Annotated in this window: 20 protein-coding genes and 1 pseudogene; 12 read left to right on the forward strand and 9 right to left on the reverse strand. The window is 60.0% G+C overall.

What is annotated here, in order from left to right:
- The first annotated feature begins 64 nt into the window (after positions 1-64).
- Positions 65-1,186 carry an ABC transporter permease gene (locus tag Q0677_RS12575; RefSeq protein WP_298910281.1) on the forward strand — a complete coding sequence of 374 codons (1,122 nt, stop codon included), beginning with the start codon at positions 65-67 and terminating at the stop codon, positions 1,184-1,186.
- Between the two features lies 1 nt (position 1,187).
- Positions 1,188-1,976, forward strand: coding sequence for an ATP-binding cassette domain-containing protein (locus tag Q0677_RS12580; protein WP_298910284.1), 789 nt, complete (start codon positions 1,188-1,190; stop codon positions 1,974-1,976).
- Between the two features lie 177 nt (positions 1,977-2,153).
- Here the strand turns inward: Q0677_RS12580 and Q0677_RS12585 are convergent, their stop codons facing one another.
- Positions 2,154-2,429: an FCD domain-containing protein gene (locus Q0677_RS12585; RefSeq protein ID WP_298910286.1), complete on the reverse strand. Its 276-nt coding sequence runs from the start codon at positions 2,427-2,429 to the stop codon at positions 2,154-2,156.
- A 53-nt stretch (positions 2,430-2,482) separates the two neighbouring features.
- On the opposite strand from Q0677_RS12585, the pseudogene Q0677_RS12590 reads away from it, so the two are divergent.
- A pseudogene (locus Q0677_RS12590) lies at positions 2,483-2,913 on the forward strand (DDE-type integrase/transposase/recombinase); the annotation flags it as partial.
- A gap of 192 nt (positions 2,914-3,105) precedes the next feature.
- Here Q0677_RS12590 and Q0677_RS12595 read toward each other — a convergent pair.
- Complete coding sequence (locus Q0677_RS12595) at positions 3,106-6,105, reverse strand: aminotransferase class III-fold pyridoxal phosphate-dependent enzyme (protein ID WP_298910289.1); 3,000 nt, start codon at positions 6,103-6,105, stop codon at positions 3,106-3,108.
- A 227-nt stretch (positions 6,106-6,332) separates the two neighbouring features.
- Here Q0677_RS12595 and Q0677_RS12600 point away from each other — a divergent pair, with 227 nt between their 5' ends.
- Complete coding sequence (locus Q0677_RS12600) at positions 6,333-6,791, forward strand: (2Fe-2S)-binding protein (protein ID WP_298910292.1); 459 nt, start codon at positions 6,333-6,335, stop codon at positions 6,789-6,791.
- Positions 6,792-6,794: 3 nt separating this feature from the next.
- A complete protein-coding gene (locus Q0677_RS12605) occupies positions 6,795-9,029 on the forward strand; it encodes a molybdopterin cofactor-binding domain-containing protein (RefSeq protein WP_298910295.1) in 2,235 nt (744 codons plus the stop codon).
- A gap of 57 nt (positions 9,030-9,086) precedes the next feature.
- On the opposite strand, the gene uvrB is transcribed toward Q0677_RS12605, so the two are convergent.
- A complete protein-coding gene (gene uvrB, locus Q0677_RS12610; protein WP_298910298.1) occupies positions 9,087-11,273 on the reverse strand; it encodes an excinuclease ABC subunit UvrB in 2,187 nt (728 codons plus the stop codon).
- Between the two features lie 565 nt (positions 11,274-11,838).
- On the opposite strand from uvrB, the gene Q0677_RS12615 reads away from it, so the two are divergent.
- Complete coding sequence (locus Q0677_RS12615) at positions 11,839-12,150, forward strand: ETC complex I subunit (protein WP_133485975.1); 312 nt, start codon at positions 11,839-11,841, stop codon at positions 12,148-12,150.
- Between the two features lie 57 nt (positions 12,151-12,207).
- Here Q0677_RS12615 and Q0677_RS12620 read toward each other — a convergent pair whose 3' ends face one another.
- The gene (locus Q0677_RS12620) at positions 12,208-12,966 is read right to left on the reverse strand and encodes an alpha/beta fold hydrolase (protein WP_298910300.1); all 759 of its coding nucleotides are present in this window, start codon (positions 12,964-12,966) and stop codon (positions 12,208-12,210) included.
- A 128-nt stretch (positions 12,967-13,094) separates the two neighbouring features.
- On the opposite strand from Q0677_RS12620, the gene Q0677_RS12625 reads away from it, so the two are divergent.
- Positions 13,095-13,457 carry a hypothetical protein gene (locus Q0677_RS12625; RefSeq protein ID WP_282181400.1) on the forward strand — a complete coding sequence of 121 codons (363 nt, stop codon included), beginning with the start codon at positions 13,095-13,097 and terminating at the stop codon, positions 13,455-13,457.
- Positions 13,458-13,523: 66 nt separating this feature from the next.
- Here the strand turns inward: Q0677_RS12625 and glyA are convergent, their stop codons facing one another.
- The gene (gene glyA / locus Q0677_RS12630; RefSeq protein ID WP_298910306.1) at positions 13,524-14,816 is read right to left on the reverse strand and encodes a serine hydroxymethyltransferase; all 1,293 of its coding nucleotides are present in this window, start codon (positions 14,814-14,816) and stop codon (positions 13,524-13,526) included.
- A gap of 166 nt (positions 14,817-14,982) precedes the next feature.
- Between glyA and Q0677_RS12635 the strand changes: the two genes are divergently transcribed.
- Entirely contained in the window at positions 14,983-15,744 is a 762-nt protein-coding gene (locus tag Q0677_RS12635; RefSeq protein ID WP_298910308.1) for an NAD kinase, read from the forward strand.
- Between the two features lie 47 nt (positions 15,745-15,791).
- Here Q0677_RS12635 and Q0677_RS12640 read toward each other — a convergent pair whose 3' ends face one another.
- Entirely contained in the window at positions 15,792-17,675 is a 1,884-nt protein-coding gene (locus tag Q0677_RS12640; protein ID WP_298910310.1) for a propionyl-CoA synthetase, read from the reverse strand.
- A 226-nt stretch (positions 17,676-17,901) separates the two neighbouring features.
- Entirely contained in the window at positions 17,902-20,175 is a 2,274-nt protein-coding gene (locus tag Q0677_RS12645; RefSeq protein WP_298910311.1) for an NADP-dependent malic enzyme, read from the reverse strand.
- 214 nt (positions 20,176-20,389) lie between these two features.
- Here Q0677_RS12645 and Q0677_RS12650 point away from each other — a divergent pair, with 214 nt between their 5' ends.
- Genes Q0677_RS12650 through upp form a run of 4 tightly spaced genes read left to right on the forward strand, consistent with a single transcriptional unit; the run spans position 20,390 to position 23,607 of the window.
- Positions 20,390-20,782, forward strand: coding sequence for a cytidine deaminase (locus Q0677_RS12650; RefSeq protein WP_142853621.1), 393 nt, complete (start codon positions 20,390-20,392; stop codon positions 20,780-20,782).
- On the forward strand, positions 20,779-21,993 hold the full coding sequence (locus tag Q0677_RS12655) for a phosphopentomutase (protein ID WP_298910313.1): 1,215 nt from the start codon (positions 20,779-20,781) through the stop codon (positions 21,991-21,993). Before Q0677_RS12650 ends, Q0677_RS12655 begins: the two co-directional genes overlap by 4 nt.
- The gene (locus tag Q0677_RS12660) at positions 21,990-22,982 is read left to right on the forward strand and encodes an adenosine deaminase (protein ID WP_298910316.1); all 993 of its coding nucleotides are present in this window, start codon (positions 21,990-21,992) and stop codon (positions 22,980-22,982) included. The genes Q0677_RS12655 and Q0677_RS12660 overlap by 4 nt, the downstream gene beginning before the upstream one ends.
- Complete coding sequence (upp, locus tag Q0677_RS12665; RefSeq protein ID WP_133485996.1) at positions 22,975-23,607, forward strand: uracil phosphoribosyltransferase; 633 nt, start codon at positions 22,975-22,977, stop codon at positions 23,605-23,607. The genes Q0677_RS12660 and upp overlap by 8 nt, the downstream gene beginning before the upstream one ends.
- A gap of 55 nt (positions 23,608-23,662) precedes the next feature.
- Here the strand turns inward: upp and Q0677_RS12670 are convergent, their stop codons facing one another.
- Entirely contained in the window at positions 23,663-24,679 is a 1,017-nt protein-coding gene (locus Q0677_RS12670; protein ID WP_298910320.1) for a hypothetical protein, read from the reverse strand.
- Between the two features lie 78 nt (positions 24,680-24,757).
- A complete protein-coding gene (locus Q0677_RS12675) occupies positions 24,758-26,398 on the reverse strand; it encodes a long-chain-fatty-acid--CoA ligase (RefSeq protein WP_298910323.1) in 1,641 nt (546 codons plus the stop codon).
- Between the last annotated feature and the right edge of the window lie 12 nt (positions 26,399-26,410).

Consider the following 26,410-nt stretch of genomic DNA (forward strand, 5'->3'; position numbering starts at 1 on the left):
ATAGGGCGGCCGGAGCAATTTGGCCGCCCTTATTCCATCCTGAACAAGGAATCAGAGGATTACCATGTCCAATGCACCCACTGAAACTGCGGTCGACGAACGGATCAAGACACGGTCCCGCTTCCGCGAAGCGATGATCCGCCCGGAACTGGGCGGGATTGTCGGCACCGTTGCCGTTTTCACTTTCTTCCTGCTGTTTGCTTTCGACAGTGGCATGTTCAACTCGCAGGGCATCATGAACTGGACGACAGTGTCTGCCCAATTCATGATCATCGCTGTAGGCGCCTGTCTTCTGATGATTGCAGGCGAGTTCGACCTGTCGGTTGGTTCGATGATCGGTTTTGCGGGCATGCTGATCGCCATCTTCAGTGTAACGCTCAGCTGGCCGGTTTGGCTTGCAATCTTGGCGACTTTTGCCCTGTGTATCGCGATTGGGGCGCTGAACGGATACATCGTGATCCGCACCGGGCTGCCTAGCTTTATTGTGACACTGGCCTTCCTGTTTATCCTGCGCGGCTTTGCGATCTTCCTGCCTCAGGTGATTGAACGCAAAACCATCATCGGTGGGATCAAAGACGTGGCCGAAGGGGATTGGCTTGCGCCGATCTTTGGTGGCAAGATTTTCACGGGTCTGTTCCAGTGGATGGGTGACACGGGCATCATCGCGGTATTCGAACGTGGTAGCCGTAAAGGCCAGCCCGTCGTTGATGGTATTCCCATGCTGATCGTTTGGGCCATCATCCTTGTGATCTTTGGCCATATTCTTTTGACCAAGACCAAGTTTGGGAACTGGATCTTTGCTGCAGGCGGCGACGCCGAGGCCGCCCGCAATTCGGGTGTGCCAGTCAACAAGGTCAAGGTCCTTATGTTTATGTTCACCGCGTTCTGCGCCACTGTGTTTGCAGTCTGTCAGGTGATGGAGTTTGGCTCGGCTGGTGCTGACCGCGGAGTTCTTAAGGAATTCGAGGCGATTATTGCCGTGGTCATCGGCGGCGCGTTGCTGACTGGTGGTTACGGGTCGGTTCTTGGCGCAGCTCTTGGAGCGCTGATCTTTGGCGTCGTGCAGCAGGGCTTGTTCTTTGCGGGCGTCGAAAGCAGCTTGTTCCGCGTGTTCCTTGGGGTGATCCTTTTGGGTGCCGTGATCCTGAACACCTATATTCGTCGCATTATCACGGGGGAGCGTTGATATGAATCCGGAAAAAGCTCCAATCATCCAGATGAAGAACATCGAGAAACACTTCGGCAGCGTGATCGCGCTGGCGGGTGTCTCGCTTGAGGTCTTCCCCGGGGAATGCCACTGCCTTCTTGGCGACAACGGCGCCGGCAAATCGACCTTCATCAAAACCATGTCCGGCGTGCATCAGCCGACCCATGGCGAGATCTATTTCGAGGGTAAGCCGATGAGCTTTGGCGATCCGCGCGATGCGATCTCGGCGGGGATTGCGACCGTGCACCAGCACCTTGCGATGATTCCTCTGATGTCGGTCAGCCGCAATTTCTTCATGGGCAACGAGCCAGTGAAGAAGGTCGGGCCGATGAAGTTCTTTGACCATGAACGTGCCAATCAGGTCACGATGGACGAGATGCGAAAGATGGGCATCAACCTGCGTGGACCGGATCAGGCCGTGGGCACTCTGTCTGGTGGTGAGCGTCAGACCGTTGCCATTGCCCGCGCTGTGCATTTCGGCGCCAAGGTATTGATCCTGGACGAGCCGACCTCGGCCCTTGGTGTGCGCCAGACGGCAAACGTACTGGCCACGATCGACAAGGTTCGTAAGCAAGGGATCGCTGTGGTCTTCATCACGCACAACGTGCGCCACGCGCTGGCTGTCGGGGACCGGTTTACGGTGCTCAATCGCGGTCAGACGCTTGGGACTGCGCAACGCGGACAAATCACGCCTGAAGAGCTTCAGGATCTGATGGCAGGCGGACAAGAGCTCGTCGCGCTTGAGGGCAGCCTTGGGGGCACCGTGTAGGGTCTGATTGCCCCGTAAGCGTGGGGCTAAGCAAAGGCAAAAGGCGAAGCTTTTAGGCTTCGCCTTTTGTTATATATCGGTCGTACATGGTGACTGTTTCAAACTGCTCCAATGCAGCCCCCTGTTTCAGATTTCCAGACGCCTGCCTAGCCTATTACATTGTTTCGAACGTGTGCGTTAGGTCACAGCTTTTTCGCCGCGACAGGTCAGGACCGGCATCTGGTAGCGCAGGTATTTGTCGTAAAGCGTCGCGTGGAGCGACAGCAGGTTTTTGGAGTTGCAGGCCTCGATCATGGCCAGGTGGAACTCCCAGTCATAGCGTTTCCACATTTCTTTCTTGGAATGATCGCACGCGAGCATGCGCTGTTCCATCAGATGCAACTTGTTATGGGCGGCGACCAAATTGCCTTCCCAGTCGGTGTCTCCGTTTTTGATTGTTCCAGCGCGTGGCATTCTAGAAGAACGCGCAGCCCGGCGATTTCGATCGGGTCTTCGCGGGTCACGGGCATTATCTATGGTGGGCCGTAGATCGCGAAGGAGAGGTTCTTGAGAGCTTTGTCACTAAGAAAAGGGACAAGAAGGCGGCTTTGAGATTTCTAAAAAAGCAATGCAAAAGCACGGTCCTCCAGACGAACTAGTGACTGATTTACTGCGATCATATGGTGCTGCAATGAAGGTTATCGGCAACGCTGAGAAGCAAATGTGTGGTCGTTGGTTGAACAATCGAGCGAAAAACTCCCACCTTCCGTTCTGAAGATGAGATCGCGCCATGCTCCGTTTCAGGCGCATGCGAAGTTTGCAGAAAACTGCCTCCGTTCACGCCTCAATCTACAACCTCTTCAACTCGGAACGAAACCTTTACACCAGATCCAATTTCAAGCTGATCCGCGCAGCTGCTCTAGCAGAGTGGCGTGGCCTTTGTGCTGAACAAGGATAGCCATACTGTCCCGCTGAGACGTGTTCGAATTAGTCTGGCAGCACCGCCACATTACTTTCATCCTATGAATGTGTGGAAAGGGTTTCTTTTCAGAGATATGGGTTTTTAACGCGCTGGCGGCGCGATGCGTACCGGGATCCATAGTTGCTGTCAGATTGGTAGAGGGTGACCGGTTTGGTCGCCCCTTGTTTCCTATCCCTGCGACGCTTCCGCCAGAACCTTGTCCAGAACGGTCAGGATCATGTCGACGTCCTCGGCCTCGATGGTCAGGGGTGGGCGGATTTTCAGGATGTTGTCTTTCGGGCCTTCGCTGCCGATCAGGATCCGATGGTCGCGCATCCGGTTCTTGATGAACTGGCAGATCTCGGTGGCTTCCGAGCCATCCTTGTGGATCAGTTCCAGCCCCAGAAACAGCCCCATCCCGCGCACATCGCCGACGCAGTCATACCGCGCCTCAAGTGTGCGCAGCCCGTCGATCAGGCGCGCGCCCATCTGCTTGGCATTCTCTTGCAAGCCCTCGTCATCGACAATGTCCAAGACCTCTTTCCCGATGCGACAGGACAGGGTCGAGCCGCCGAAGGTTGAGAAGAACTCGATCCCGTTGTCAAAACTTTGCGCGATTTCCTTGGTGGTGACCAGCACGCCCAACGGGTGCCCGTTGCCGATGGGTTTGCCCATGACGACGATGTCGGGCAGGGCGCCTTGGTGCTCATAACCGAAGTAATAGTCGCCCAGACGACCCAACCCGGTTTGCACCTCGTCCGCGATACAGACGCCGCCCGCGGCGCGGATTTTCTTATAGACCGCAGGCAGATAGCCCTTGGGTGGGATGATCTGACCGCCGACCGAGGGGAAGGTTTCGGCGATGAACCCGGCCACGCCTTGCCCGCGGGCCTGAAGCGCTACGATGGCGGGATCGACCAGATCTGCGTATTTCTGGGCGCGATTAGGATCGTCGCGTTTGAACGACCCGCGATAGTCATCCGCAACCTCGACCAGCTCGACCCAATCCGCCTTTCCGATCCCGCTCGGCTTGTTGAACTTATAGGCCGAGATCGCGACCGCCGCGTTTGTATTGCCGTGATAGCCGTGATCGGGCGTCACGATGCCTTTGGCGCCGGTATGGGCACGGGCAAGGCGTAGGGCCAGTTCGTTCGCTTCGGTGCCGGAGTTCACGAAGAAGCAGACCTCGAAATGGTCGGGCAGTTTGGACAGAACCTTGTCGGCAAAGGCCGTCTGCGCCGGGTGCAGATAGCGCGTGTTCGAGTTCATGCGCTTCAGTTGATCCGCCGCCACCGCATGAATGCGCGGGTGCGCGTGGCCCACATGCGGGACGTTGTTATAGGCGTCCAGATAGGGGCGGCCCCATTCGTCAAACAGGTGGTGTTTCCAACCGCGCACCAGCATCACCGGGTCCGAATAGGCCAGGCTGAGGTTGCCGCAGAAATGGGCACGGCGACCGTTCAGCACCTCGGCTTTGTCCGTGGGCTGATAGTAGACGTGATCGTCAGGTAGGTTCAAAAGTGCCGCAGGGTTGGGGCAGATCGCGCGCCACATATACATCTCGTCCGGGTCACCGACGCCGGGCCAGTCGGCCTCGATCCCTTCGGTGGTGAGGGCGAGTTGGAAATGCACGTGCGGAGCCCAGCCGCCGTTCTGGCTGGCATCGCCCAGCTGGCAAAATGCCTCGCCCTTTTTGACCACATCGCCGGGTTTCAAGCGGTCCATGAATTCGGGGTTCAGGTGGCCGTAGAGCGTATAGAACGCGTCGCCCTCGGGCGTTTCGTGCGACAGGATGATGACCCCGCCATAATCCAGATGACCGGAGCGGTTTTCAGCCACGAAGACCGTACCATCATAGGGGGCATGCAGCGGTGTTCCAGCGGGCGCGAAGGCGTCCACGGCCAAATGCACGGTGCGGCGATCGCTGGCTTTCCACGGACCTTTGCGGAAGGCGGGCTCGGCATAGATCAGGCGCGGCTCGTGATAGTAGCCCAGCCAGATGCGGCCGTTGTCTTCGAACTCTTCCCCCACGCGGGCGGCTTCCGATAGGGGCATGTGGAACGGGTTTTGCGGCCATGTGCTGTGCTCGACCGAGAGCGACCCTAAAGGCGCGTCTGACAGGTCTACGCCCATCACCGGTGCGAAACTGCCGCGCTCTTGATCCAGCCATGCCAAGACGCGATCTGCCCCATCCACGACGGGCAGCTCGCAGGCCGCGCGCAGGCGAGCGGATAGAAGGCCGGGATGCAGAACGTAGGTTTCAAGGAACCGCCACGCGGGGGCTTGGCTGATCGTCACATAGGGGTCGTCGGGGTTGTCGGCGGCCATCAGGGTGGAGTTCACCACGCTGACCGCCAGACGGGCCCGCAAGAGCGGCCAGATCAGGTCGATCTCAGCTGCGGTCAGGGGATAGGCTTCGTGATAGCCCGACACAAACGCGGCCAGTGCCGCCTCGGGGTTCGGATGGTCTAGCACCAGATACGCGGCGGCCACAGCGACATCGCAGATCCGCGGCGCGGCGCACATATCTCCGAAATCAATGAGGCCCGAGAGGGAGCGGTTCAGCAGCCCGCCATCCATGAGGATGTTGTAGTCGTTGGCGTCGTTGTGAATGGCCTGTTTCGGCAGGCGATTAAGCGCGGGTTTGACGGCCTCGAATCCGGCGTGGATGGTCTCAAGCAACGCCCGTCGGTCGGGTTGTGTGATGCAGGGCAGCTCATCCCCAATCCACCCGGCCTGCATCAGATCCCACTTGAAATCACGCTCCAACGCGTCGTGTTGGAAATCCTGCAGCGCCTTCGCTGTCTGGCCCAGAGCGGCGCCAATCTGGTGGATCAGCGTGTCGGTTTTGGGGGCGGTCTTGGCATAGCACTGGCCCGGCAGACGCTCGATCAGCCAGACCAGACGCTGGGCGCCGGTTTCGTCCGCACAATGCAAGAAGCGCGCGCCGTCAGAGCTGGGAATAATGCGCGGAATCAAGGCATTGGGCGCTTTGTCCTGAATGTGGTCCATCGCCCTGATTTGCAGATCGACCAGCCAATCTTCGCACCCCGGGCGCATTGCCTTCAGGACGTATCCGCGGCCCTCAGCGGTCTCGGCCAGAAAGTTCAGATCGTATTCGCCATCCAAGCGGCGAAGCTGGGCGTCGATGCCCCAATGCGTCAACAGAACCTGTGTCCAATGGTCCATGTGCTGTCCTTTTCGAGGGGGCGGATTCGGCCCAATTGTCCTGTGGCGATTGTTGCGCATTTTTGGATCCAATTTGCAACCGATAGGCCTAATTCGGTCCGAAAATCTGCGAAATATTTTGGGGGTTGCATCGCGAAAACTTCTGTGGCCTACATAACTGACCGGCGGTCATTAAGGCGTGTCGGGTTGACGTAACGTGAGTTGCCACCAGTCAAAGGACCAACGCGATGAAGCTTACTGTGAACGGTGTTGCCCATGATGTGGATGTCGAAGAGGACATGCCGCTTTTGTGGGTTCTAAGGGACGAGTTGAAACTGGACGGCCCGAAATATGGCTGCGGAGTCGCGGCCTGCGGGGCGTGCACGGTGCATGTGGACGGTGTGGCCGTGCGCTCGTGCCAAACGATGGTGGGCGACGTGGATGGACCGGTGACCACGATCGAGGGTCTGGGCAATCCCGACGAAATGCACGCGGTGCAAGCGGCCTGGCTGAAACACCAGGTGGCGCAGTGCGGATATTGCCAAGGCGGTCAGATGATGCAGGCCGCGGATTTGTTGGCGAACAATCCAAACCCGACTGACGCAGACATTGACGACGCTATGTCCGGCAACCTGTGCCGCTGTGGCACCTATCCCCGTATTCGTGACGCGGTGAAATCCGCTGCTGAAACTCTGAAGGTGAGCTAAGACATGGGACGTATCGGAACTATTGCACGACGCACTTTTCTTGTCGGCTCGGCGGCCCTTCTGGGTGGCGTAGCCTTTGGGTACTACAAATACAGACAGCCCGTGGACAATCCGCTGGACGACGATCTGGCGCAGGGCGAAGCTGCGCTGACGCCCTATGTTTTGATCAACGCGGATGGGGTCACGCTGATCACACCGCGTGCCGATAAAGGGCAGGGGGCGTACTCGGTTCAGGCTGCTTTGATTGCCGAGGAACTGGATGTGGAGCTTGACCAGATCAAGGTTGATCCCGGCCCGCCCTCAGCCGCCTATTGGAACACCGCGATTGCTGACGAGGGCGTGCCCTTCCCCTCGACCGACCGGGGCATGGCTGCGGAAACCATGCGCGGTTTCATGGGCGCAGTGATCAAGCTGATGGGAATGCAGATCACAGGCGGCTCGACCACCGTGCCGGACGGGTTCGAGAAGCTGCGCGTGGCCGGTGCCGTCGCGCGCGAGACGCTGAAAGCCGCTGCCGCTGAGGCATCTGGCCTCTCGGTCACTCAGCTGAAAACAGAACGCGGCGCGGTTGTGTTGCCGGACGGAAAGCGCATCCCTTACGAATCCCTCGCCGCGAAAGCCGCCGAGATCGCGCCGGTGACGGACGTGACTCTGCGCCCCTCGACCCAGTGGCGTCTGGTCGGCAAACCGATGCAGCGTGTTGACATGGTGGCGAAATCCACTGGTACGCAGGCCTATGGCATCGACCTGCGGATGGAGGGCATGGTGCATGCTGCCGTCCGCGTGAACCCGCGCAAAGGGGGCGAGATGATCTCGTTCGATGCGTCGGCGGTGGACGGCATGCGCGGCGTGCAGAAGGTGATCCCGGTGACGGGTGGTGTGGGTGTGATTGCTGACAACACCTGGCGCGCGTTTCAGGCCGTGGATGCGATTGAAGTGGAGTGGGGCGCCGCACCTTACCCGGCCGAACAAGACGAACACTGGCAGGCGCTGGCAGACACAATCGACGCGGGTGACGCCGACGCCACGCCCCGAGATGACGGGGATGTGGACGGGATTTCAGCGACGGTCGAGGCCGAACTCCGCGCACCCTATCTGGCCCACGCGCCGCTTGAACCGATGAACGCGACCGTGTTGGTCACCGACAGCCGGGTCGACGTCTGGACCGGCAACCAGATCCCGCGCATGACGCAGGCCAGTGTCGCAAAGATGACCGGGATGGAGCTGGATGACGTCCATGTCCACATTCTTATGATGGGCGGCAGCTTTGGCCACCGTCTGGAAGACGAGGTGGTTAAACGCGCGACCGAACTGGCGATGGCGATGAAGGGCACGCCGGTCAAACTGACCTACAAGCGCGAGGAAGACACGCTTCAGGACTTCACCCGCCCCATCGCGCTGATGCGTGGGCGTGGGGCTGTGGCTGATGGTAAAGTGACCGCGATGGACATTCAGGTCGCTGCGCCCTCGATCATGGACAGCCAGATGGCCGAGCGTCAGGGCTTCCCGGTTCCCGGCCCCGACACCACCATCACGCAAAGCTTGTGGGATCAGCCCTATGCGATCCCGAACTACCGCGTGACGGGCTATCGCGCGCCGAAACTGGGCCCGGTCAGCTCGTGGCGCTCGGTTGGTGCCTCGCAAAACGGATTCTTCCACGAGAACTTCCTGAATACGCTGATCCACGCAGCAGGCGCCGACCCGGTCGAGGAACGCTTGCGGCTGATGACGGACGACCCGTCGCGCAAGACCTTGGAAGCCGTGGCAGAGATGTCGGGCTGGGGCGGTGAACTTGCCGCAAACAAAGCCCGCGGCGTGGCCTTCTGCCTGTCCTTCGGCACCCCCTGCGCGCAGATCATCGAGATCACCAATGGCGAGGATGGCATCAAGCTCGATAAGGTCTGGGTGGCTGCCGAAGTGGGCAAAGTCGTCGACCCGGTGAATTTCGAAAACCTTGTCGCAGGTGGCGTGATCTGGGGGCTGGGTCACGCGATCAACAGCCAGATCACCTATGCCGACGGCATGGCCGAGCAAGAGAACTTCTGGGACTTCGAAGGGCTGCGGAACTACCAAACGCCCGAGATCATCGTGCGCGGCATGGAAAACCGGGGCTACGTCACCGGCGTCGGCGAACCGCCCGTGCCGCCAGCGGCACCTGCTCTGGCCGAGGCGATCTTCCGGGCAACGGGTGAGCGGCCGTTTGAGATGCCGTTTGGGAATGTTTTCACATTTGTCTAGCAATCCCGCCACTCACGGAAGCTAGGTTAACGCATCCGCCAACTGGCGGGTGCGTTTTTACTTTCGACCTCTCCGACCAGCCCGCTGCCCCGGCTTCCCAGCCGTTGACCGCCCCTTGGCCTTTTGCGCTGCGTCTCCAGCCGCCTCTATCGCAGACTGACGCGCGAGCGGATCGTCGGCCACGGCCAGCTCCACGGCTTCCAACCGGTGCACCTCGTCCCGCAGGCGGGCGGCTTCTTCGAATTCGAGGTTCTCGGCCGCTTTGCGCATCTGGGCCTTGAGGCCCTCCAGATGGGCCAGAAGGTTGTCGCCGACCATGGGTTTGTCGATGGTGGCGGTGACGCGGGACATGTCAGTGTCGCCGTCGTAAAGCCCGGCCAGAACGTCCTCGACGTTCTTCTTTACCGTCTCGGGCGTGATCCCGTGTTCGACGTTATAGGCGTGCTGTTTTTCGCGCCGCCGTTCGGTTTCTTTCAGCGCGCGCTCCATCGAGCCGGTGATGCGGTCGGCGTACATGATCACGCGGCCCTCGGCGTTCCGTGCTGCGCGGCCGATGGTTTGGATCAGCGAGGTTTCCGAGCGTAGGAAGCCTTCCTTGTCCGCGTCCAGAATGGCGACCAGACCACATTCCGGGATGTCCAGGCCCTCGCGCAGCAGGTTGATGCCCACCAGCACGTCGAACGCGCCCAGACGCAGGTCGCGCAGGATCTCGATCCGTTCGATCGTGTCGATGTCCGAGTGCATGTAACGCACGCGGATGCCTTGTTCGTGCAGGTATTCGGTCAGATCCTCGGCCATGCGTTTGGTCAGAGTCGTGACCAGCGTGCGCATGTCGTTTGCGGCGACCTTGCGCACCTCGTCCAGCAGATCGTCCACCTGCATCTCGACCGGGCGGATTTCGACCTCGGGGTCCAGAAGGCCGGTGGGGCGGATGACCTGTTCGGCGAAGACGCCGCCGGTCTGTTCCAGCTCCCAGTTAGACGGGGTCGCCGACACGAAGACCGATTGTGGGCGCATGGCGTCCCATTCCTCGAACTTCAGGGGGCGGTTGTCCATGCAGGATGGCAGGCGGAACCCGTGTTCGGCCAGGGTGAATTTGCGGCGATAGTCGCCCCGGTACATGCCGCCGATCTGCGGCACGGACACGTGGCTTTCATCGGCAAACACAATCGCGTTGTCGGGGATGTATTCGAAAAGCGTGGGGGGCGGTTCGCCCGGTGCGCGCCCCGTAAGATAGCGCGAATAGTTCTCGATCCCGTTGCAGAACCCGGCGGCCTCGAGCATTTCCAGATCGAACTTGGTGCGTTGCTCAAGGCGCTGGGCTTCCAAGAGCTTCCCTTCGTCCTCGAACTGCTTCAGGCGGACGGCGAGTTCCTGTTTGATGTTTTGAATGGCTTGTTTCAGCGTTGGCGTGGGCGTCACGTAGTGCGAGTTCGCATAGACGCGGACCTTTTCCAGCGTGTCGGTCTTGGCGCCGGTCAGGGTGTCGAACTCGGTGATGCTTTCCAGCTCTTCCCCGAAGAAGGACAGACGCCAACCGCGGTCCTCAAGGTGGCTGGGCCAAATCTCCAGACTATCGCCGCGCACCCGGAAACTGCCGCGCTGGAACGCGTTGTCATTGCGTTTGTATTGCTGGGCGACCAGATCTCGCATGACGGACCGTTGGTCGTATTCCTCGCCCACCGTGATGTCTTGCGTCATCGCGGTGTAGGTCTCGGGCGAGCCGATGCCATAGATGCAAGACACCGAGGCCACAATGATCACATCGTCACGTTCCAGAAGGGCCCGCGTGGCCGAGTGGCGCATCCGGTCGATCTGTTCGTTGATCTGACTTTCCTTCTCGATGAAGGTATCCGACCGGGGAACGTAGGCTTCGGGCTGGTAGTAGTCATAGTAGCTGACGAAATACTCGACCGCGTTGTCCGGGAAGAAGCCCTTCATCTCGCCATAGAGCTGCGCAGCGAGGGTCTTGTTGGGGGCAAGGATGATTGCCGGGCGTTGGGTTTCCTCGATGATCTTGGCCATCGTGAAGGTCTTACCGGTGCCGGTCGCGCCCAGAAGCACTTGATCACGTTCGCCAGCTTCGAGGCCGCCGGCTAGCTCGGCGATGGCCGTGGGCTGGTCACCTGCGGCCTGAAACGGCGTGTGCATCACAAACCGTTTGCCGCCTTCCAGCTTGGGGCGGACGACAGGGGCCATAGTTGGATTTGTCAGCGGACTGTGCGGGGTCTGGTCATGGGGCATGCGAATCTCTCCGTTCCCCAAGAATGGTCACTTTTTGTTCTTCTTCAAGGGGTGGTTAACGCGCTGCGAGTAAGAATCTCCCCATATTTGGTGAGTTGCGGTGTTAACGATTATTTACGAGGTTAGGTACACATAGGAAACGTGGCTGAAAACACGTTCATATTTAACAATCAGTGAGTGTATCTCTTGATTGTATTTTTGCACATGCAGCAAAACTCAAAATTCAATTAAGTAATTGTAAAGTAATGATGAATCAGGTCAAAAAATGTTAAAATAATGCAATTTGAGGTGTATTTTTTGCTTGCTGCACCTCTGACACTGCGGTAGCGTAATGAGGCAAGCAGCAGAACGGACTGCCGGTGTCGGCGAAACACCCACCCCACCCCTCGCTCCCTCGTCGATAACCGGCAGTCTCCCTGCTTCTCCTCCATAAGCCACACTCACGGACATTTACGGATCGAGACACACGCAGAGTGTACGTTCAGCTGCTGCACATCCCTGATTCCGCCTTGAATTGCCGGGCCGCATGACAGATAACCATCCTAGTTTTGGAAGGAGATACCGAATGCGTGCTCGTATCTATCAGCCCGCCCGCAATGCAATGTCGTCGGGCATGGGAAAAACCAAGGTCTGGGTTCTGGAATATGCAGCCGATGCGGCGCGTGAACTTGACCCGCTGATGGGTTGGACCGGATCGTCGGACACGCAAAGTCAGGTGCGCCTGAAGTTCCAAAGCAAAGAGGCCGCGCTGGACTATGCCAAAGAGCACGGCATCGAAGCCACGGTGACCGATCCGCACAAGCGCAAGCCGAACATTCGGTCGGGCGGATATGGCGAGAACTTCGCCACCAACCGCCGCGGTCCCTGGACGCACTAAACCGCGCCAGATATTCCCGAAAACCCCGCCACGTTGCGGGGTTTTGCTTTTCTTAGGCTAGAGATTTAGGAAGCTGCGCGCGGCGGCTTCGAACTCGCGCGGTTTTTCCGCATGCAGCCAGTGGCCCGCACCAGGGATCTTGGCCTGCTTGGCGGCCGGGAATAGTGCTTTGATCGTGGGGCGGTGTTCGGGCAGCACATAGTCCGAGTTCGAACCGGCGAGAAACAGGGTCGGACCATCGAAGGATCCTGATACGTCCGGAAAGCCGACGATTTTGGCCATCTCGGCCTCGAGCACATCCAAGTTCAGCCGCCATGCCTGCTCTTTTACATTGAGCGATTGCAACAGGAATGCCCGGACGGATGCGTCGTCCAGCACCTCGGCCAGTTGGCGGTCAGCATCCCCGCGCGTGTTCACAAGGTCCAGATCAATCGTGCACATCGCCTCGATCATCGACTGCTGACTGTGGCGATAGGGGATGGGGGCGATGTCGGCGACCAGAAGCTTGTTCACCAGCGCCGCATCCTGCAGCGCCAAGATCATCGAGGCCTTCCCGCCCATGGAATGCCCAATCACGTCGGCCTCACCGCCGATCTCGCGGATCACCTGCGCAAGGTCGCCCGCCATATCGTGATAGCTTTGCGTATCAAACCAAGGGCTTTCGCCGTGATTGCGCATGTCGACAGAGACCACGCGCCGGTCATCTGATAGGCGTTTGGCAATGACGTTCCAGTTGCGCCCCGAACCAAAAAGCCCGTGCACGATCAGGATAGGCGGGCGGGAGGTATCGTCCCCGAATGTCTGCATCGTAAGCATATGCCCTGATAGCGTGACGGGCGCTTGGATTGAACCCGGAATTGTCGATGCGCCGGTTTGGTCTTTCGATGCCCCCGTTTTTGCAGCTATGGTTGTGACAGTGGCGACCGTAATTATCGGGGATTGAGTTGGACATTGCAGCGCGGACAGATCGGCTTGCACAGTTGCTGGAAGAGCGGCTGGACGTGCGCGGCAAGGGATTTGACGCGAAGCTGCGCCGGGCAGGGCGTCTTCTGCCGCGCCATCTGCGCATGAAGGGGCAGATGCTGGTCGATGCGACCGCGCGCGCCGATCACCCCCGGCTTCTGCGCCAGTTGGACGAAGCCGCGCTGGATTTGGCGGCCGCGGATCTGGAACGCTATCTGCTGAGCATCGACCCGTGGGAACGCCGCAAGGGGATCGCAGTGAACCTGAGCGCGGGGTTGCTGTTCAACCTGCTGGTCTTGGCGTCGCTGGTTGTCGGCTTTTTGATGTGGCGCGGATTTTTGTAGCCTCACACAAAAAAACGCCCCCGTTTCCGAGGGCGCTTAATCAGCTCAACTCTGTTCCCAGTGGGATTACAGGTTTGGGTACAGCGGGAAGCGGGCGCAGAGGGCGGCCACTTTCTCGCGAACCGAAGCTTCCACGTCGGCGTTGCCGTCCGGGCCGTTGGCGGCCAGACCGTCGACAACCTCGATGATCAGGTCAGCGATCTCGCGGAACTCGGCTTCGCCGAAGCCGCGGGTGGTGCCGGCGGGCGTACCCAGACGGATGCCCGAGGTCACGGTGGGCTTTTCCGGGTCAAACGGGATGCCGTTTTTGTTGGTGGTGATGTGGGCGCGGCCCAGAGCGGCGTCCACGATGTTGCCGGTGACGCCTTTGGGGCGCAGGTCGACCAGCAGAACGTGGGTGTCGGTGCCACCGGTCACGATGTCCAGACCGCCTTTGACCAGCTGATCGGCCAGAGCCACGGCGTTTGCACGGACTTGCTTCTGGTACTCTTTGAACTCGGGGCGCAGCGCTTCACCGAAGGCAGCGGCCTTACCTGCGATCACGTGCATCAGCGGACCACCTTGAATGCCCGGGAAGATGGCCGAGTTCACCTTTTTCGCGATATCCGCGTCATTGGTGACGATCATGCCACCGCGCGGACCGCGCAGGGTTTTGTGGGTGGTGGTGGTGGCCACGTGAGCGTGCGGGAAGGGCGAGGGGTGCTCGCCAGCCGCGATCAGGCCTGCGATGTGGGCCATGTCGACCATCAGGTAGGCGCCAACCGAATCGGCGATCTCGCGGAATTTGGCAAAGTCGATCTGACGCGGGATGGCCGAACCACCAGCGATGATCAGGGCAGGCTTGTGCTCGGTCGCCAGTTCCTGGATCTGGTCATAGTCGATCAGGTTGTCTTGCTTGCGTACACCATAGTGAATGGCGTTGAACCACTTGCCCGACTGGTTCGGACGTGCGCCGTGGGTCAGGTGACCACCGGCCGACAGGTCCATGCCCAGAATGGTGTCGCCCGGCTTGATCAGCGCCTGGAACACACCTTGGTTCGCCTGCGAGCCCGAGTTGGGCTGAACGTTGGCAAACTCACAGCCGAACAGTTCCTTGGCGCGGTCGATGGCCAGGTTCTCGGCCACGTCGACATACTGGCAGCCGCCATAGTAGCGACGACCCGGGTAGCCTTCAGCGTATTTGTTGGTCAGAACCGAGCCCTGAGCTTCCATCACGGCGGCGGAAACGATGTTTTCCGATGCGATCAGCTCGATCTCGTCGCGCTGACGGCCCAGCTCATTGGTGATCGAGCCCCACAGCTCGGGGTCGCGGGTCGCGAGGGATTCGGTAAAGAAACCTTGGTCACGGGTGGCAGTCATGCGCGTTTTCCTTCAATTAAGGTCCGATTTCGGATTTCCTATCGGAAACATTCCCGGTCGCAAAGACCAGAAAGCGACGCGGCGACGGAAAGACGCGGCATTATCTGGTGATTTGTGGAAACATGTGATTGTTTCGGAAACAAAGCTGCCAATCGGGACAATCAGCATGAGTCGAAAAATCGCCTTCGTTGCCAGTGATACGACCATCGCGCAGGCTGCGCATGATGAACTGGTGGCACGCTATGGGAATGTCGCCGAAGAAGAAGCCGATATCATCGTCGCATTGGGTGGTGACGGGTTCATGTTGCATACGCTTCACAACACTCAGCACCTTCCGGCGCCGGTCTATGGCATGAACTGTGGAACGGTCGGCTTTCTGATGAACGAATACGCGCCCGAGGGGCTGATCGACCGTCTGATCGTCGCGGAAGAAGAGGTGATCAACCCATTGTCGATGCGGGCCGTCACGGCGAAGGGCGCTGTATATGAGGCATTGGCGATCAACGAGGTCAGCCTGCTGCGCGCGGGTCCTCAGGCCGCCAAGCTTCAAATCAGCGTCGATGGGCGTGTGCGTCTGGACGAGCTGGTTTGCGACGGCGCGCTACTGTGTACGCCTGCGGGATCGACGGCTTACAACTATTCCGCCCACGGCCCCATTCTACCCATCGGATCGGACGTGCTGGCGCTGACCGCGATGGCCGCCTTCCGTCCGCGCCGCTGGCGTGGGGCGCTGTTGCCGAAAAACGCGGTGGTGCGCTTTGACGTATTGCAACACGAAAAGCGCCCGGTGATGGCGGATGCGGATAGCAGGTCGGTGACGGATGTCGTCTCGGTCGAGATCCGGTCGAGCAGCGATATCGCGCACCGCATTCTGTTCGACCCCGGCCACGGGCTGGAAGAACGTCTGATCCGCGAACAATTCGTCTAACGAAAACGCCCCCGAAATCGGGGGCGTTTCTTTACTTAAGGTCTGGCTTAGTAGCCGAGCGAGGCCAGCGCATCCTTGATCTCGTCCAGAATGGCCGGATCGTCGATGGTCGCCGGCATCTTATATTCCTTGCCATCCGCAATCGATACCATAGTCGCGCGCAGGATCTTGCCCGAGCGCGTCTTGGGCAGGCGATCCACAACCACGCACAGCTTGAAGGCGGCAACCGGGCCGATCTTCTCGCGCACCAGTTTGACGCATTCTGCGGTGATCTCTTCATCCGGGCGATCGGTGCCTGCGTTCAGGCAGACCATGCCCAGTGGCAGTTGGCCTTTCAACTGGTCGGTCACGCCAATCACGGCACATTCGGCCACGTCGGGGTGCGAGGCTAGAACCTCTTCCATGCCGCCGGTCGACAGGCGGTGGCCGGCAACGTTGATCACGTCATCGGTGCGCGCCATGATGTAGACATAGCCGTCTTCATCGATGTACCCCGCGTCGCCAGTTTCGTAATAGCCGGGGAACGTGTTCAGATAGCTCGACTTGAAACGCTCTTCCGCGTTCCACAGGGTCGGCAGCGTGCCTGGGGGCAGGGGAAGCTTGATCGCAATCGCGCCCAGCGCGCCTGCGGGCATCGGGTGTCCACCTTCGTCCAGAATCTGCACGTCAAAGCCCGGCATCGGAACCGAAGGCGAGCCCAGTTTGATCGGCAGCTCTTCGATCCCAATCGGGTTGGCCGCGATGGCGAAGCCGGTTTCGGTCTGCCACCAGTGGTCCACCACGGGGACGTTCAGCTGTTCCTGCGCCCAGACGATGGTGTCGGGGTCCGCGCGTTCACCGGCCAGATAGACCTGCTTCAGGCAGGACAGGTCGTATTTCTTCACGAACTCGCCCTTCGGGTCTTCGCGCTTCACGGCGCGGAAGGCGGTGGGGGCGGTGAAGAAGGACTTCACGTTGTGCTCGCTGATCACGCGCCAGAAGGTGCCTGCGTCAGGCGTGCCCACGGGCTTGCCCTCGAACACGATGGTCGTGTTGCCGTGCACCAGCGGGCCATAGGTGATGTAGGAGTGGCCCACGACCCAACCCACGTCAGACGCGGCCCAGAACACATCGCCGGGATCGACGTTGTACAGGTTCTTCATGGTCCAGTTCAGGGCCACAAGATGTCCGCCGGTGTGGCGGATGACGCCCTTCGGCTGGCCGGTGGTGCCCGAAGTGTAAAGGATATAGGCCGGGTGGTTGCCTTCGACGGGTACACAGGCGGCAGGGGCAGCAGCGGCCTCGGCCTTGGCCCAGTCGAAATCACGACCGTCGATCAGCTCGGCGGTGTGTTCTTCGCGCTGAAGGATCAGGGTGAAGTCGGGCTTGTGCTCGGACAGTTCGATGGCGCCATCCAGAAGCGGCTTGTAGGCCACAACGCGACCTGGCTCCAACCCGCAGGACGCAGCAATGATGGCTTTGGGTTTGGCGTCGTCGATGCGCACGGCCAGTTCGTTCGAGGCAAAACCACCAAACACAACCGAGTGCACCGCGCCGATACGCGTGACGGCCAGCATGGCGATTAGGGCCTCGGTGACCATTGGCATATAGATGATGACGCGGTCGCCCTTGGTGACACCTTTTTCGACCAAAGCACCGGCGACTTTTTCGACACGGGCTTTCAGTTCGGCATAGGTGGTTTTCGACTGACGACCGGTAATCGGGCTATCATAGATGATGGCGACCTGATCGGCACGTCCGTTTTCAACGTGGCGGTCAACCGCGTTATAGCAGGTGTTGACCATCCCGTCCGAGAACCATTCGTACAGCGGCGCGTTGCCGTCAAAGAGCGCCTTGGTGGGGGCCTTGTCCCAGCTGATGGCTTGGGCTGCGTCCATCCAGAACTGTTCTGGGTTCGCTTGCCACGCCGCGTAAACGTCTTTGTATGCCATAGTGCACATCCTCCAGTTTCCCTTGAAGAATGTGTTACGCCCCTACGACCTATCCGGGCAAGAACCGTGTTGGACGTAGCGTCACAATATCGCAAAAAATTTGCAGGACGGTGGAAATTCGCCTGCAAATTTTTGCAAACCCCATTGTTTTGAGGGGTCTGAGTTTGAAAAAGGCGAGATTTGCAAAATTGCAAACCTCGCCTTGCAAAGTTTCGCTGGGAATCGCTTAGCCGTAGTGTGCAACCGGTGTCCCGGCGATGGCAGACATGTTCAGAAGTCCGCGTGCGGTGATCGAGGGCGTCACGATATGTGCGCGGTTGCCCATTCCCATCAGGATCGGTCCAACCTCAAGTCCGCCACCTTTAACCTTCAGCGTATTGCGTACTGCACTGGCTGCATCGGCATTGGCAAAGACTAGGACGTTGGCCGGACCGTCGAAGCGCGCCGAGGGGAACAGGCGGCTCCGCACCTCAGGATCGAGGGCAGCATCCACATGCATTTCGCCCTCATAGGCAAAATCGCGCGGGGTCGCGTCCAGAATTTCAAGTGCGCCACGCGCGCGCGCACCACTGTCTCCGCCGTGATTGCCAAATTGCGAATACGAGCACACCGCGATTTTTGGTTCGACCCCGAAGCGGCGCACATGGCGCGCTGCGGCGCAGACGGTTTCTGCGATCTGCTCGGCGCTGGGCGTGTTGTGCACATGGGTGTCCGCGATGTACAGCGGGCCGTCCTGGAGGATCATCAGGCTAAGCGCGCCGACCGGATGCAGTTCCTGATTGCCCAGAATCTGCTGGATGTAGTTCAGGTGCCAGAGATACTGTCCGAACGTACCGGCGATCAGGCTGTCCGCATGTCCCAAATGCACCATGATGCCGCCGATGGCGGTGGTGTTGGTTCGCAGGATAGCCTTGGCCAAATCGGGCGTCACGCCCTTGCGGGCCATGATCTCGTGATAGGCGCCCCAGTATTCGCGATACCTGTCGTCGCGTTCGGGGTTTACGACTTCGAAATCGCGCCCCGGAATGATGGACAGGCCAGCGCGCTCCGCACGGCGCGCGATCACGTCGGGACGGCCGATCAGGATCGGAGCGTCGGTAGTTTCTTCTATCATCGCGTTGGCGGCACGCAGGACGCGTTCATCCTCGCCCTCGGCAAAGACAATGCGGCGCTCGGCGGTGCCGGCTGCCTCGAATACCGGACGCATGATCAGCGCAGATTTGAAGACCGAGCCGTCCAGTTTCGCTTTGTAAGCATCCAGATCCGCGACTGGGCGCGTGGCCACGCCGCTGTCCATCGCGGCCTTGGCAACTGCACTGGCGACCACGCCCATCAGGCGCGGATCGAACGGTTTGGGGATCAGGTAGTCCTCGCCAAAAGTCAGCTGCTCGCCTTTATAAGCGGCAGCGGCCTCGGCAGACGTCGTGGCGCGCGCAAGGGCTGCGATGCCTTCGATGCAGCCCAGCTGCATGGCGTCGTTGATCTCGGTCGCGCCGACGTCCAGCGCGCCGCGGAAGATGAACGGGAAGCAGAGTACGTTGTTGACCTGATTGGGGAAATCCGAGCGGCCCGTGGCGATGATGGCGTTCGGCGCGACTTTGCGCACCTCGTCCGGCATGATTTCGGGGGTAGGGTTGGCAAGGGCGAACACGATTGGGCGTTCGGCCATCTTGGCCACCATCTCGGGCTTCAGAACGCCGGGGCCAGAGAGGCCTAGGAATAGATCTGCACCTTCGATCACGTCGTCCAGACTTGCGGGGCTATCACCTTGCGCATAGTCCGCTTTTTGCGGCGTCATCTCTTTCTCGCGGCCTTCATAGACCAGACCTTCGATGTCGCAGAGCCACACATTCTCGCGCTTTACACCCAGCTTCAGAAGCATGTTCAGGCAGGCGATGCCGGCCGCCCCGCCGCCGGTCGAGACGACCTTGATGTCCTCGAAAGACTTGCCTGCGACTTTCAGCGCATTGGTCGCCGCAGCGCCAACCACGATGGCGGTTCCGTGCTGATCGTCGTGGAATACGGGAATGTTCATCCGCTCACGGCAGATTTGTTCAACGATGAAACAATCGGGTGCTTTGATGTCTTCAAGGTTAATTGCGCCAAAGCTTGGCTCCATCGCGCAGACGATCTCGGCCAACTTTTCGGGATCAGATTCGTTTAGCTCGATGTCGAAACAGTCGATGTTGGCGAACTTCTTGAATAGAACCGCCTTGCCCTCCATCACGGGCTTCGAGGCGAGCGCGCCGATATTTCCCAGCCCCAACACAGCCGATCCGTTCGAGACAACCGCGACCAAATTGCCGCGTGACGTGTAACGGCTTGCGACAGAAGGATCTTTCGAGATCTCGACGCAGGCTTCTGCCACGCCAGGAGAGTAGGCCAGACTCAGGTCGCGCCCGTTCGCCATCGGCTTGGTTGCGCGGATTTCAAGCTTTCCGGGCTGTGGAAATTCGTGATAATCCAGCGCGCGTTTGCGCAGATAGCTGTCTTCTGACATCGAGGCCTCCTCAGGCTTTGCGTCGATAGTTTAACCTTAAACTACCTTCCCTCCGACACTCCGATACACCAGTGACGCAAGGGCAATCAAGTCTGCTGTGTGTACAATAGCATGGCATATCCTTGCAGCCAGCCCCCTTCAGCATCGATTGCACTTGCATCCGCGTATGCAGAGGTTCAGGGTTGCTGGATAGAATTTTTTGCAGGAGCGGACCATGTCGCTGTTGGAAGCTGCCAAAGCCGTGCGCGAAAATGCGCATGCCCCGTATTCGAACTTCAAAGTCGGCGCCGCGCTGCGCACAAGCGCGGGCGTGGTGCATGTTGGTTGCAATGTCGAGAACATCGCCTATCCCGAAGGCACCTGCGCCGAGGCTGGCGCCATTGCGGCCATGTGCGCAGCGGGCGAGCGCGAGATTGCCGAGGCATTGGTAATCGCAGACGCCCCCTTGCCAGTGACGCCCTGTGGCGGATGCCGTCAGAAACTGGCCGAGTTCTCGGGCCCTGACGTGAAAATCACCATGATGACGATGGGGGGCGAAAGCCTGACCATGACCATGGCTGAACTTTTGCCCGGTGCGTTCGGCGCCGCGCATATGGAGAACACATGACCCGCGCCTTTCTGATCGTGCTGGACAGCGTCGGCTGCGGCGGTGCCCCGGATGCACATAAGTTCTTCAATGGCAAAACCGTGCCGGACACCGGGGCGAACACGCTGGCCCACATTGCACAAGCCTGTGCCGACGGCCGCGCAGAAGAGGGGCGCTCGGGCCCGCTTTCCCTGCCTCATCTGGATGCGCTGGGACTGGGCGCGGCGGTCCGGTTGGCCTCGGGTGACGGCACGCCGGGTTTGGATGCCACGCCCGCCGGGTTGTGGGGTGCAGCGCAGGAAGTCTCTCCGGGCAAGGACACCCCCACCGGGCATTGGGAAATCGCGGGCGTGCCGCTTCCGTGGGACTGGGGGTATTTCCCCGACACCACGCCGACCTTCCCCGCAGACCTGACCGCAGCAATCTGCAAAGCGGCGGATATAGATGGCATTCTGGGCGACAAGCATGCCTCGGGCACAGCCGTACTGGATGAACTGGGGGCCGAGCACATCCGTACGGGGCGCCCGATCGTTTATACTTCAGCCGATAGCGTCGTGCAGATCGCCGCGCATGAAGAACATTTCGGACTGGAGCGTCTCTATGCGCTGTGTCAGGCGGTTGCGCCGATGGTGCACGACATGCGCGTCGGCCGCGTCATTGCGCGCCCCTTTGTCGGCTCGGAAGCCGAAGGGTTCACCCGCACGACCAACCGTCGCGACTATGCGATGACCCCGCCAAAGCCGACCCTGTGTGACTGGGTGACGGATGCGGGCGGTAAGGTGCATGCCATTGGAAAAATTGGGGATATCTTTGCGCATCGCGGGATCACCTCTGTCCAGAAAGGGGCGGATGCGGACCTGATGGAGTATTTGGTGACCTCGTTCGATGATGCGCAGGACGGTGATCTGGTTTTCGCGAATTTTGTCGAGTTCGACGCGATCTATGGCCATCGCCGCGATATCTCGGGCTATGCCCGTGCGTTGGAGTGGTTCGACAGCCAAATGCCGCGAATCCTTGAGAAAATGCGCGAGGGCGACTTGGTTTTGTTCACCGCCGATCACGGCAACGACCCCAGCTGGGTCGGCACCGATCATACCCGGGAACGTGTGCCGGTCGTTGCCGCTGGATTGGGCACGCGCGAGATCGGGCTGGTTGGGTTTTCTGACATTGGCGCCTCGGTCGCGGCCCATCTTGGGCTGGACACGCGCGGGGCAGGAGGGTCGTTTCTGTGAGTTTCAATGAACTGAAAAAGGTCGAGCTGCACCTGCATATCGAAGGCGCTGCGCCGCCCGCGTTTATCCGGTCCTTGGCCAAGGAAAAATCCGTCGATTTGTCGGGGATCTTCACCGAAGACGGCGGCTATGCCTATCGCGATTTCTGGCATTTTCTTGAAGTGTACGAGGCCGCGACCTCGGTCCTGACGGGCCCCGAGGAGTTCCGCCGCCTGACCAAGGCCGTGCTGGAAGCCTGCGCCGAAAAGGGCGTGGTCTATGCCGAAACGTTCCTGTCGCCGGATTTCTGCGGTGGGCGAGATGTGGCAGCGTGGAAGGATTATCTTGCCGCCATTCAGGACGCCGCCGACGAGGCCGAGCGCGACATGGGCATCACCCTGCGCGGGATTGCCACCTGCATTCGCCATTTCGGCCCGGAATTCGCCCGCGAAACCGCGCTTTGCGCGCAGGAAACGGCTGGTGGTTTTCTGACTGGCTTTGGCATGGGCGGTGACGAAAAGTCCGGCAGCCAAGGCGACTTTGCCTATGCCTATGACATGGCACGCGAGGCAGGGCTGCGCCTGACCACCCATGCGGGCGAGTGGAATGGTCCCGAGGAAGTCCGCGCCGCTTTGGATGATCTGAAAGTGGAACGCATCGGCCACGGCGTGCGCGCAATCGAGGATTTGGCGCTGGTGGATCGGTTGGCCGAAGACGGCGTAACGCTGGAAGTCTGCCCCGGTTCGAACGTGTTTCTGGGCGTCTACCCGAACCTTTCCGCCCACCCGATCGCCAAGTTGCGCGAGCGCGGGGTGAATGTGACCGTATCGACCGACGATCCCCCGTTCTTCCGCACGGACATGAACAAGGAATATGAAGACCTGTCGCGCCAGTTCGGCTGGACGGAAGAGGACTTTCGCGACCTGAACCTGGTTGCCATTGACGCGGCTTTCTGCGACGAGGCCACCCGCACCCGCATCCGCAAAGAATTGGAGACGCAAGATGTATGATCACCTGACCGTTGTTGATCACCCCCTGATCCAGCACAAGCTGACCTTGATGCGGGATGAAGCCACGCCCACCAGCCTGTTCCGCCAGCTTCTGCGCGAGATCAGCCAGCTTCTGGCCTACGAGATCACGCGCGAACTGCCGATGACCACCAAAACCATCACCACGCCGATGCAGGACATGGAGGCACCGACGCTAGCGGGACGCAAGCTGGCACTTGTGTCGATCCTGCGTGCAGGCAACGGCCTTCTGGATGGGGTGCTGGAGCTGATCCCCTCGGCCCGCGTTGGCTTTGTTGGCCTGTACCGTGATGAGGAAACGCTGGAGCCGGTGGAGTATTACTTCAAGGTGCCCGAGCATATGGACGAGCGTCTGGTGATCGCAGTGGACCCGATGCTGGCCACCGGCAACAGCTCGGTTGCGGCGATTGATATGCTGAAAAAATCCGGCGCGAAGAACATCCGCTTCCTGTGCCTGCTGGCGGCCCCAGAAGGTGTTGCACGGATGAAAGAGGCGCATCCGGATGTGCCGATCATCACGGCCTCGTTGGATGAGAAGCTGAACGAAAAGGGCTATATCGTGCCGGGTCTGGGGGACGCGGGCGACCGGATGTTCGGTACCAAGTAAAGCGATACGGCCTACGTCATGAAACGCGCCCGTCTGGTTGTCAGGCGGGCGTTTTCTATTCGCCGCAGACGCCCTGCAGTCTGACCCAGTCGTCATCCGACAGAAGGGGGTTGGCGAGGGCCTCGGGCACTGGGTCGGCCTCGATCAGGTCCAGCGTTGTCTCACCCGTCAGGTCCAGTGCATAGGCATAAGGCGTCGCGCTGACGCCCTGCGCCTTGAACCGGTCCAGAAGCGCCGTCGTCTGCACCTCGGATTGTGGCGCGACCAGAAGATCTTCGGCATATTCATCAATTGCGGCCTCGGGCAGATAGCCGGTGGTCAGCAGCTGCACCGTTCCGCGCAGTCCAACATGGTTGAGCAGCGGGATTATCGGATCTGTGCTATCGCGACGCAGTTCCTCGGCCAAAAGAAAGCCTGCCAGCACGTCCGGATGTTCGAAATCTTCAATTAGGGCGCGGTTTAGAAGCGTGATATTTCCGGGCAAATGCTTGCTGCTCTGAACGCCAGAGGACAAAACCACCACCCGCAGGTTTGGATTGCCGGTCGTGTTCCGGGCCAGTCGGGTTAACACCGCGCGCCCTTCGCGTCCGCGACATTCCTGCCCGGTGATCCGCCCGATCCGTGTCAGGATCTGCTGCCCAATCGCGGCGCGTGTTGGCTCTGGCACAACGGAGACCGTATAGCTGCGCAGCGCACTGGGCAGCCAGAAGACCGCAAGCAGCAGCAAGGACACCAGAACACCCGCCGTCACCCAGTGACGCAACCGACCGGGATGCGGGCGACGGCGCTCGATCAGCTTGCGCACCTTTTCCAGCGCGCAGATCATCTCGTCATCTTCGGTTTCCAGCTCTTCCGTGGCGTCGTCGCCGGGACGGAAAATGGCTGGACGCTCGCCGGGATTGACGCGCTGGATCGCGGGCAGGGACCAATGGTTCAACACGTTCTCGCGCATGTCCGAGATCGTCAGCGTGGCATCGCCAAGGGACAATAGTACATCCACCCTTTGCGCCCCTTCCTCAGGGCGCCAAAGGGCCGTGGCCTCAAGCCGGTCATATTTGGTCAGGGCCGTCATGTTCGGACGGTGCTTTCTGCTCGTTCTTAATTGGACGCAGAATAGCGCCAACCGCACCGTCCGGCAATCGGAACCGCCTTAGTCTTCGGACCGCGCCCAGTCACGCAGCTGGAACTTCTGGATTTTTCCCGTCGAGGTTTTGGGAAGTTCGCAGAACTCAATCCGTTTCGGCGTTTTAAACCCGGCCAAACGTTCACGGGCAAAGGCGATCAGCTCTTCTTCGCTGGCGTCCGAGCCCTCTTTCAGCTCGACATAGGCGCAAGGAATTTCGCCCCATTTGTCATCCGGCTTGGCAACCACGGCGCAGAGGCTGACGGCGGGGTGGTGCATCAACACGCCCTCAACCTCGACCGAGCTGACGTTTTCGCCGCCCGAGATGATGATGTCTTTCGAGCGGTCGGTGATCTTGATGTACCCATCCGGCGTTTGATAGGCGACATCGCCCGAATGGAAATAGCCGCCTTCAAACGCTTCGGCCGTGGCCTCGGGGTTCTTTAGATAACCTTTCATGATCGAGTTGCCACGGATCATGATCTCGCCCGTGGTTTCGCCATCCCACGGCACTTGCGCCATGGTCTCGTCCAACACGGTGATGTCCTCCATCTGCGGGAAGGCGACGCCTGTACGGGCCTTGATCGCCGCGCGTTCGTCTTGCGGAAGATCGTCCCATTCGGGGCCGTTCCACAGGCATTCGGTCACATGGCCATAGGTTTCGGTCAGGCCGTACACTTGCGTAACATTGAAGCCCAACGGTTCAATCGCGGCCAAGGTGGCAGCGGCGGGCGGGGCGCCTGCGGTGAAGACCTCGACCACGTGATCGAAGCTGCGGCGGTGTTCCTCGGGCGCGTTCACGATCATGTTCAAGACGATTGGTGCGCCGCCGAAATGGGTCACGCCCTCGTCCGCGATGGCATCATACACGGCTTTGGCGGTGATCGCGCGACAGCACACGACTGTTCCTCCCAGCACCGGCATCATCCAGGTGTGGTTCCAGTTGTTGCAGTGGAACAGCGGGACGATGGTCAGATAGCGCGGGTAGAGCTGCATGTTCCAGCTGATCGGCGTGCCCATTGTCATCAGATAGGCACCACGGTGGTGATAGACCACGCCCTTAGGGCGCCCGGTGGTGCCGGATGTATAGTTCAGCGCAAGGCTTTCCCATTCGTCCTGCGGCATGATCCAGTCGAACGCCGGGTCTCCGCTGGCCAGTAGATCTTCGTATTCCAGATAGCGCCCCGAGGCGGGGTGTCCGGCGTCCGGCGCGGCGACTTCGATGATCTCGGGCTGCGCGACACCGTCTTCGGACATCAGCTTACAGGCGGCTTCGGCCAAGGGCACCAACTCACTGTCGACCAGAACGGCCTTGGCCGCGCCGTGACCGAAAATGTAGGCGACTGTGTCTACATCAAGCCGCGTATTGATGGTGTTCAGAACCGCCCCGCAGGCCGGGATACCAAAGCTGGCTTCCACATGGGCCAGCGTGTTGTGCAAAAGCGTGCCCACCACATCACCGGGCTGGATTCCGCGCGCGGCAAGCGCCGAGGCCAAGCGGCTGACGCGATCATGGTATTCGCTGTAGGTGAAGCGACGATTGCCATCAATCACGGCCTCGCGATTGGGAAACACTTTCGCGGCACGCTGAAGATGTGAAAGCGGGGTCAACGGCACAAAGTTTGCCGCACATTTGTCCAACCCGCGTTCGTCTGCCATCCAACCCATTCTCACTCCTCC

Origin of the sequence: uncultured Aliiroseovarius sp. (assembly GCF_947492455.1) — a bacterium.
Taxonomy (GTDB): domain Bacteria; phylum Pseudomonadota; class Alphaproteobacteria; order Rhodobacterales; family Rhodobacteraceae; genus Aliiroseovarius.

Coding starts and splice junctions, on each gene's coding strand:
- Q0677_RS12575 (WP_298910281.1), top strand. CDS start 65: ATGTCCAATGCACCCACTGAAACTGCGGTCGACGAACGGATCAAGACA.
- Q0677_RS12580 (WP_298910284.1), top strand. CDS start 1,188: ATGAATCCGGAAAAAGCTCCAATCATCCAGATGAAGAACATCGAGAAA.
- Q0677_RS12585 (WP_298910286.1), bottom strand. CDS start 2,429: ATGCCACGCGCTGGAACAATCAAAAACGGAGACACCGACTGGGAAGGC.
- Q0677_RS12595 (WP_298910289.1), bottom strand. CDS start 6,105: ATGGACCATTGGACACAGGTTCTGTTGACGCATTGGGGCATCGACGCC.
- Q0677_RS12600 (WP_298910292.1), top strand. CDS start 6,333: ATGAAGCTTACTGTGAACGGTGTTGCCCATGATGTGGATGTCGAAGAG.
- Q0677_RS12605 (WP_298910295.1), top strand. CDS start 6,795: ATGGGACGTATCGGAACTATTGCACGACGCACTTTTCTTGTCGGCTCG.
- uvrB (WP_298910298.1), bottom strand. CDS start 11,273: ATGCCCCATGACCAGACCCCGCACAGTCCGCTGACAAATCCAACTATG.
- Q0677_RS12615 (WP_133485975.1), top strand. CDS start 11,839: ATGCGTGCTCGTATCTATCAGCCCGCCCGCAATGCAATGTCGTCGGGC.
- Q0677_RS12620 (WP_298910300.1), bottom strand. CDS start 12,966: ATGCTTACGATGCAGACATTCGGGGACGATACCTCCCGCCCGCCTATC.
- glyA (WP_298910306.1), bottom strand. CDS start 14,816: ATGACTGCCACCCGTGACCAAGGTTTCTTTACCGAATCCCTCGCGACC.
- Q0677_RS12635 (WP_298910308.1), top strand. CDS start 14,983: ATGAGTCGAAAAATCGCCTTCGTTGCCAGTGATACGACCATCGCGCAG.
- Q0677_RS12640 (WP_298910310.1), bottom strand. CDS start 17,675: ATGGCATACAAAGACGTTTACGCGGCGTGGCAAGCGAACCCAGAACAG.
- Q0677_RS12645 (WP_298910311.1), bottom strand. CDS start 20,175: ATGTCAGAAGACAGCTATCTGCGCAAACGCGCGCTGGATTATCACGAA.
- Q0677_RS12650 (WP_142853621.1), top strand. CDS start 20,390: ATGTCGCTGTTGGAAGCTGCCAAAGCCGTGCGCGAAAATGCGCATGCC.
- Q0677_RS12655 (WP_298910313.1), top strand. CDS start 20,779: ATGACCCGCGCCTTTCTGATCGTGCTGGACAGCGTCGGCTGCGGCGGT.
- upp (WP_133485996.1), top strand. CDS start 22,975: ATGTATGATCACCTGACCGTTGTTGATCACCCCCTGATCCAGCACAAG.
- Q0677_RS12670 (WP_298910320.1), bottom strand. CDS start 24,679: ATGACGGCCCTGACCAAATATGACCGGCTTGAGGCCACGGCCCTTTGG.
- Q0677_RS12675 (WP_298910323.1), bottom strand. CDS start 26,398: ATGGGTTGGATGGCAGACGAACGCGGGTTGGACAAATGTGCGGCAAAC.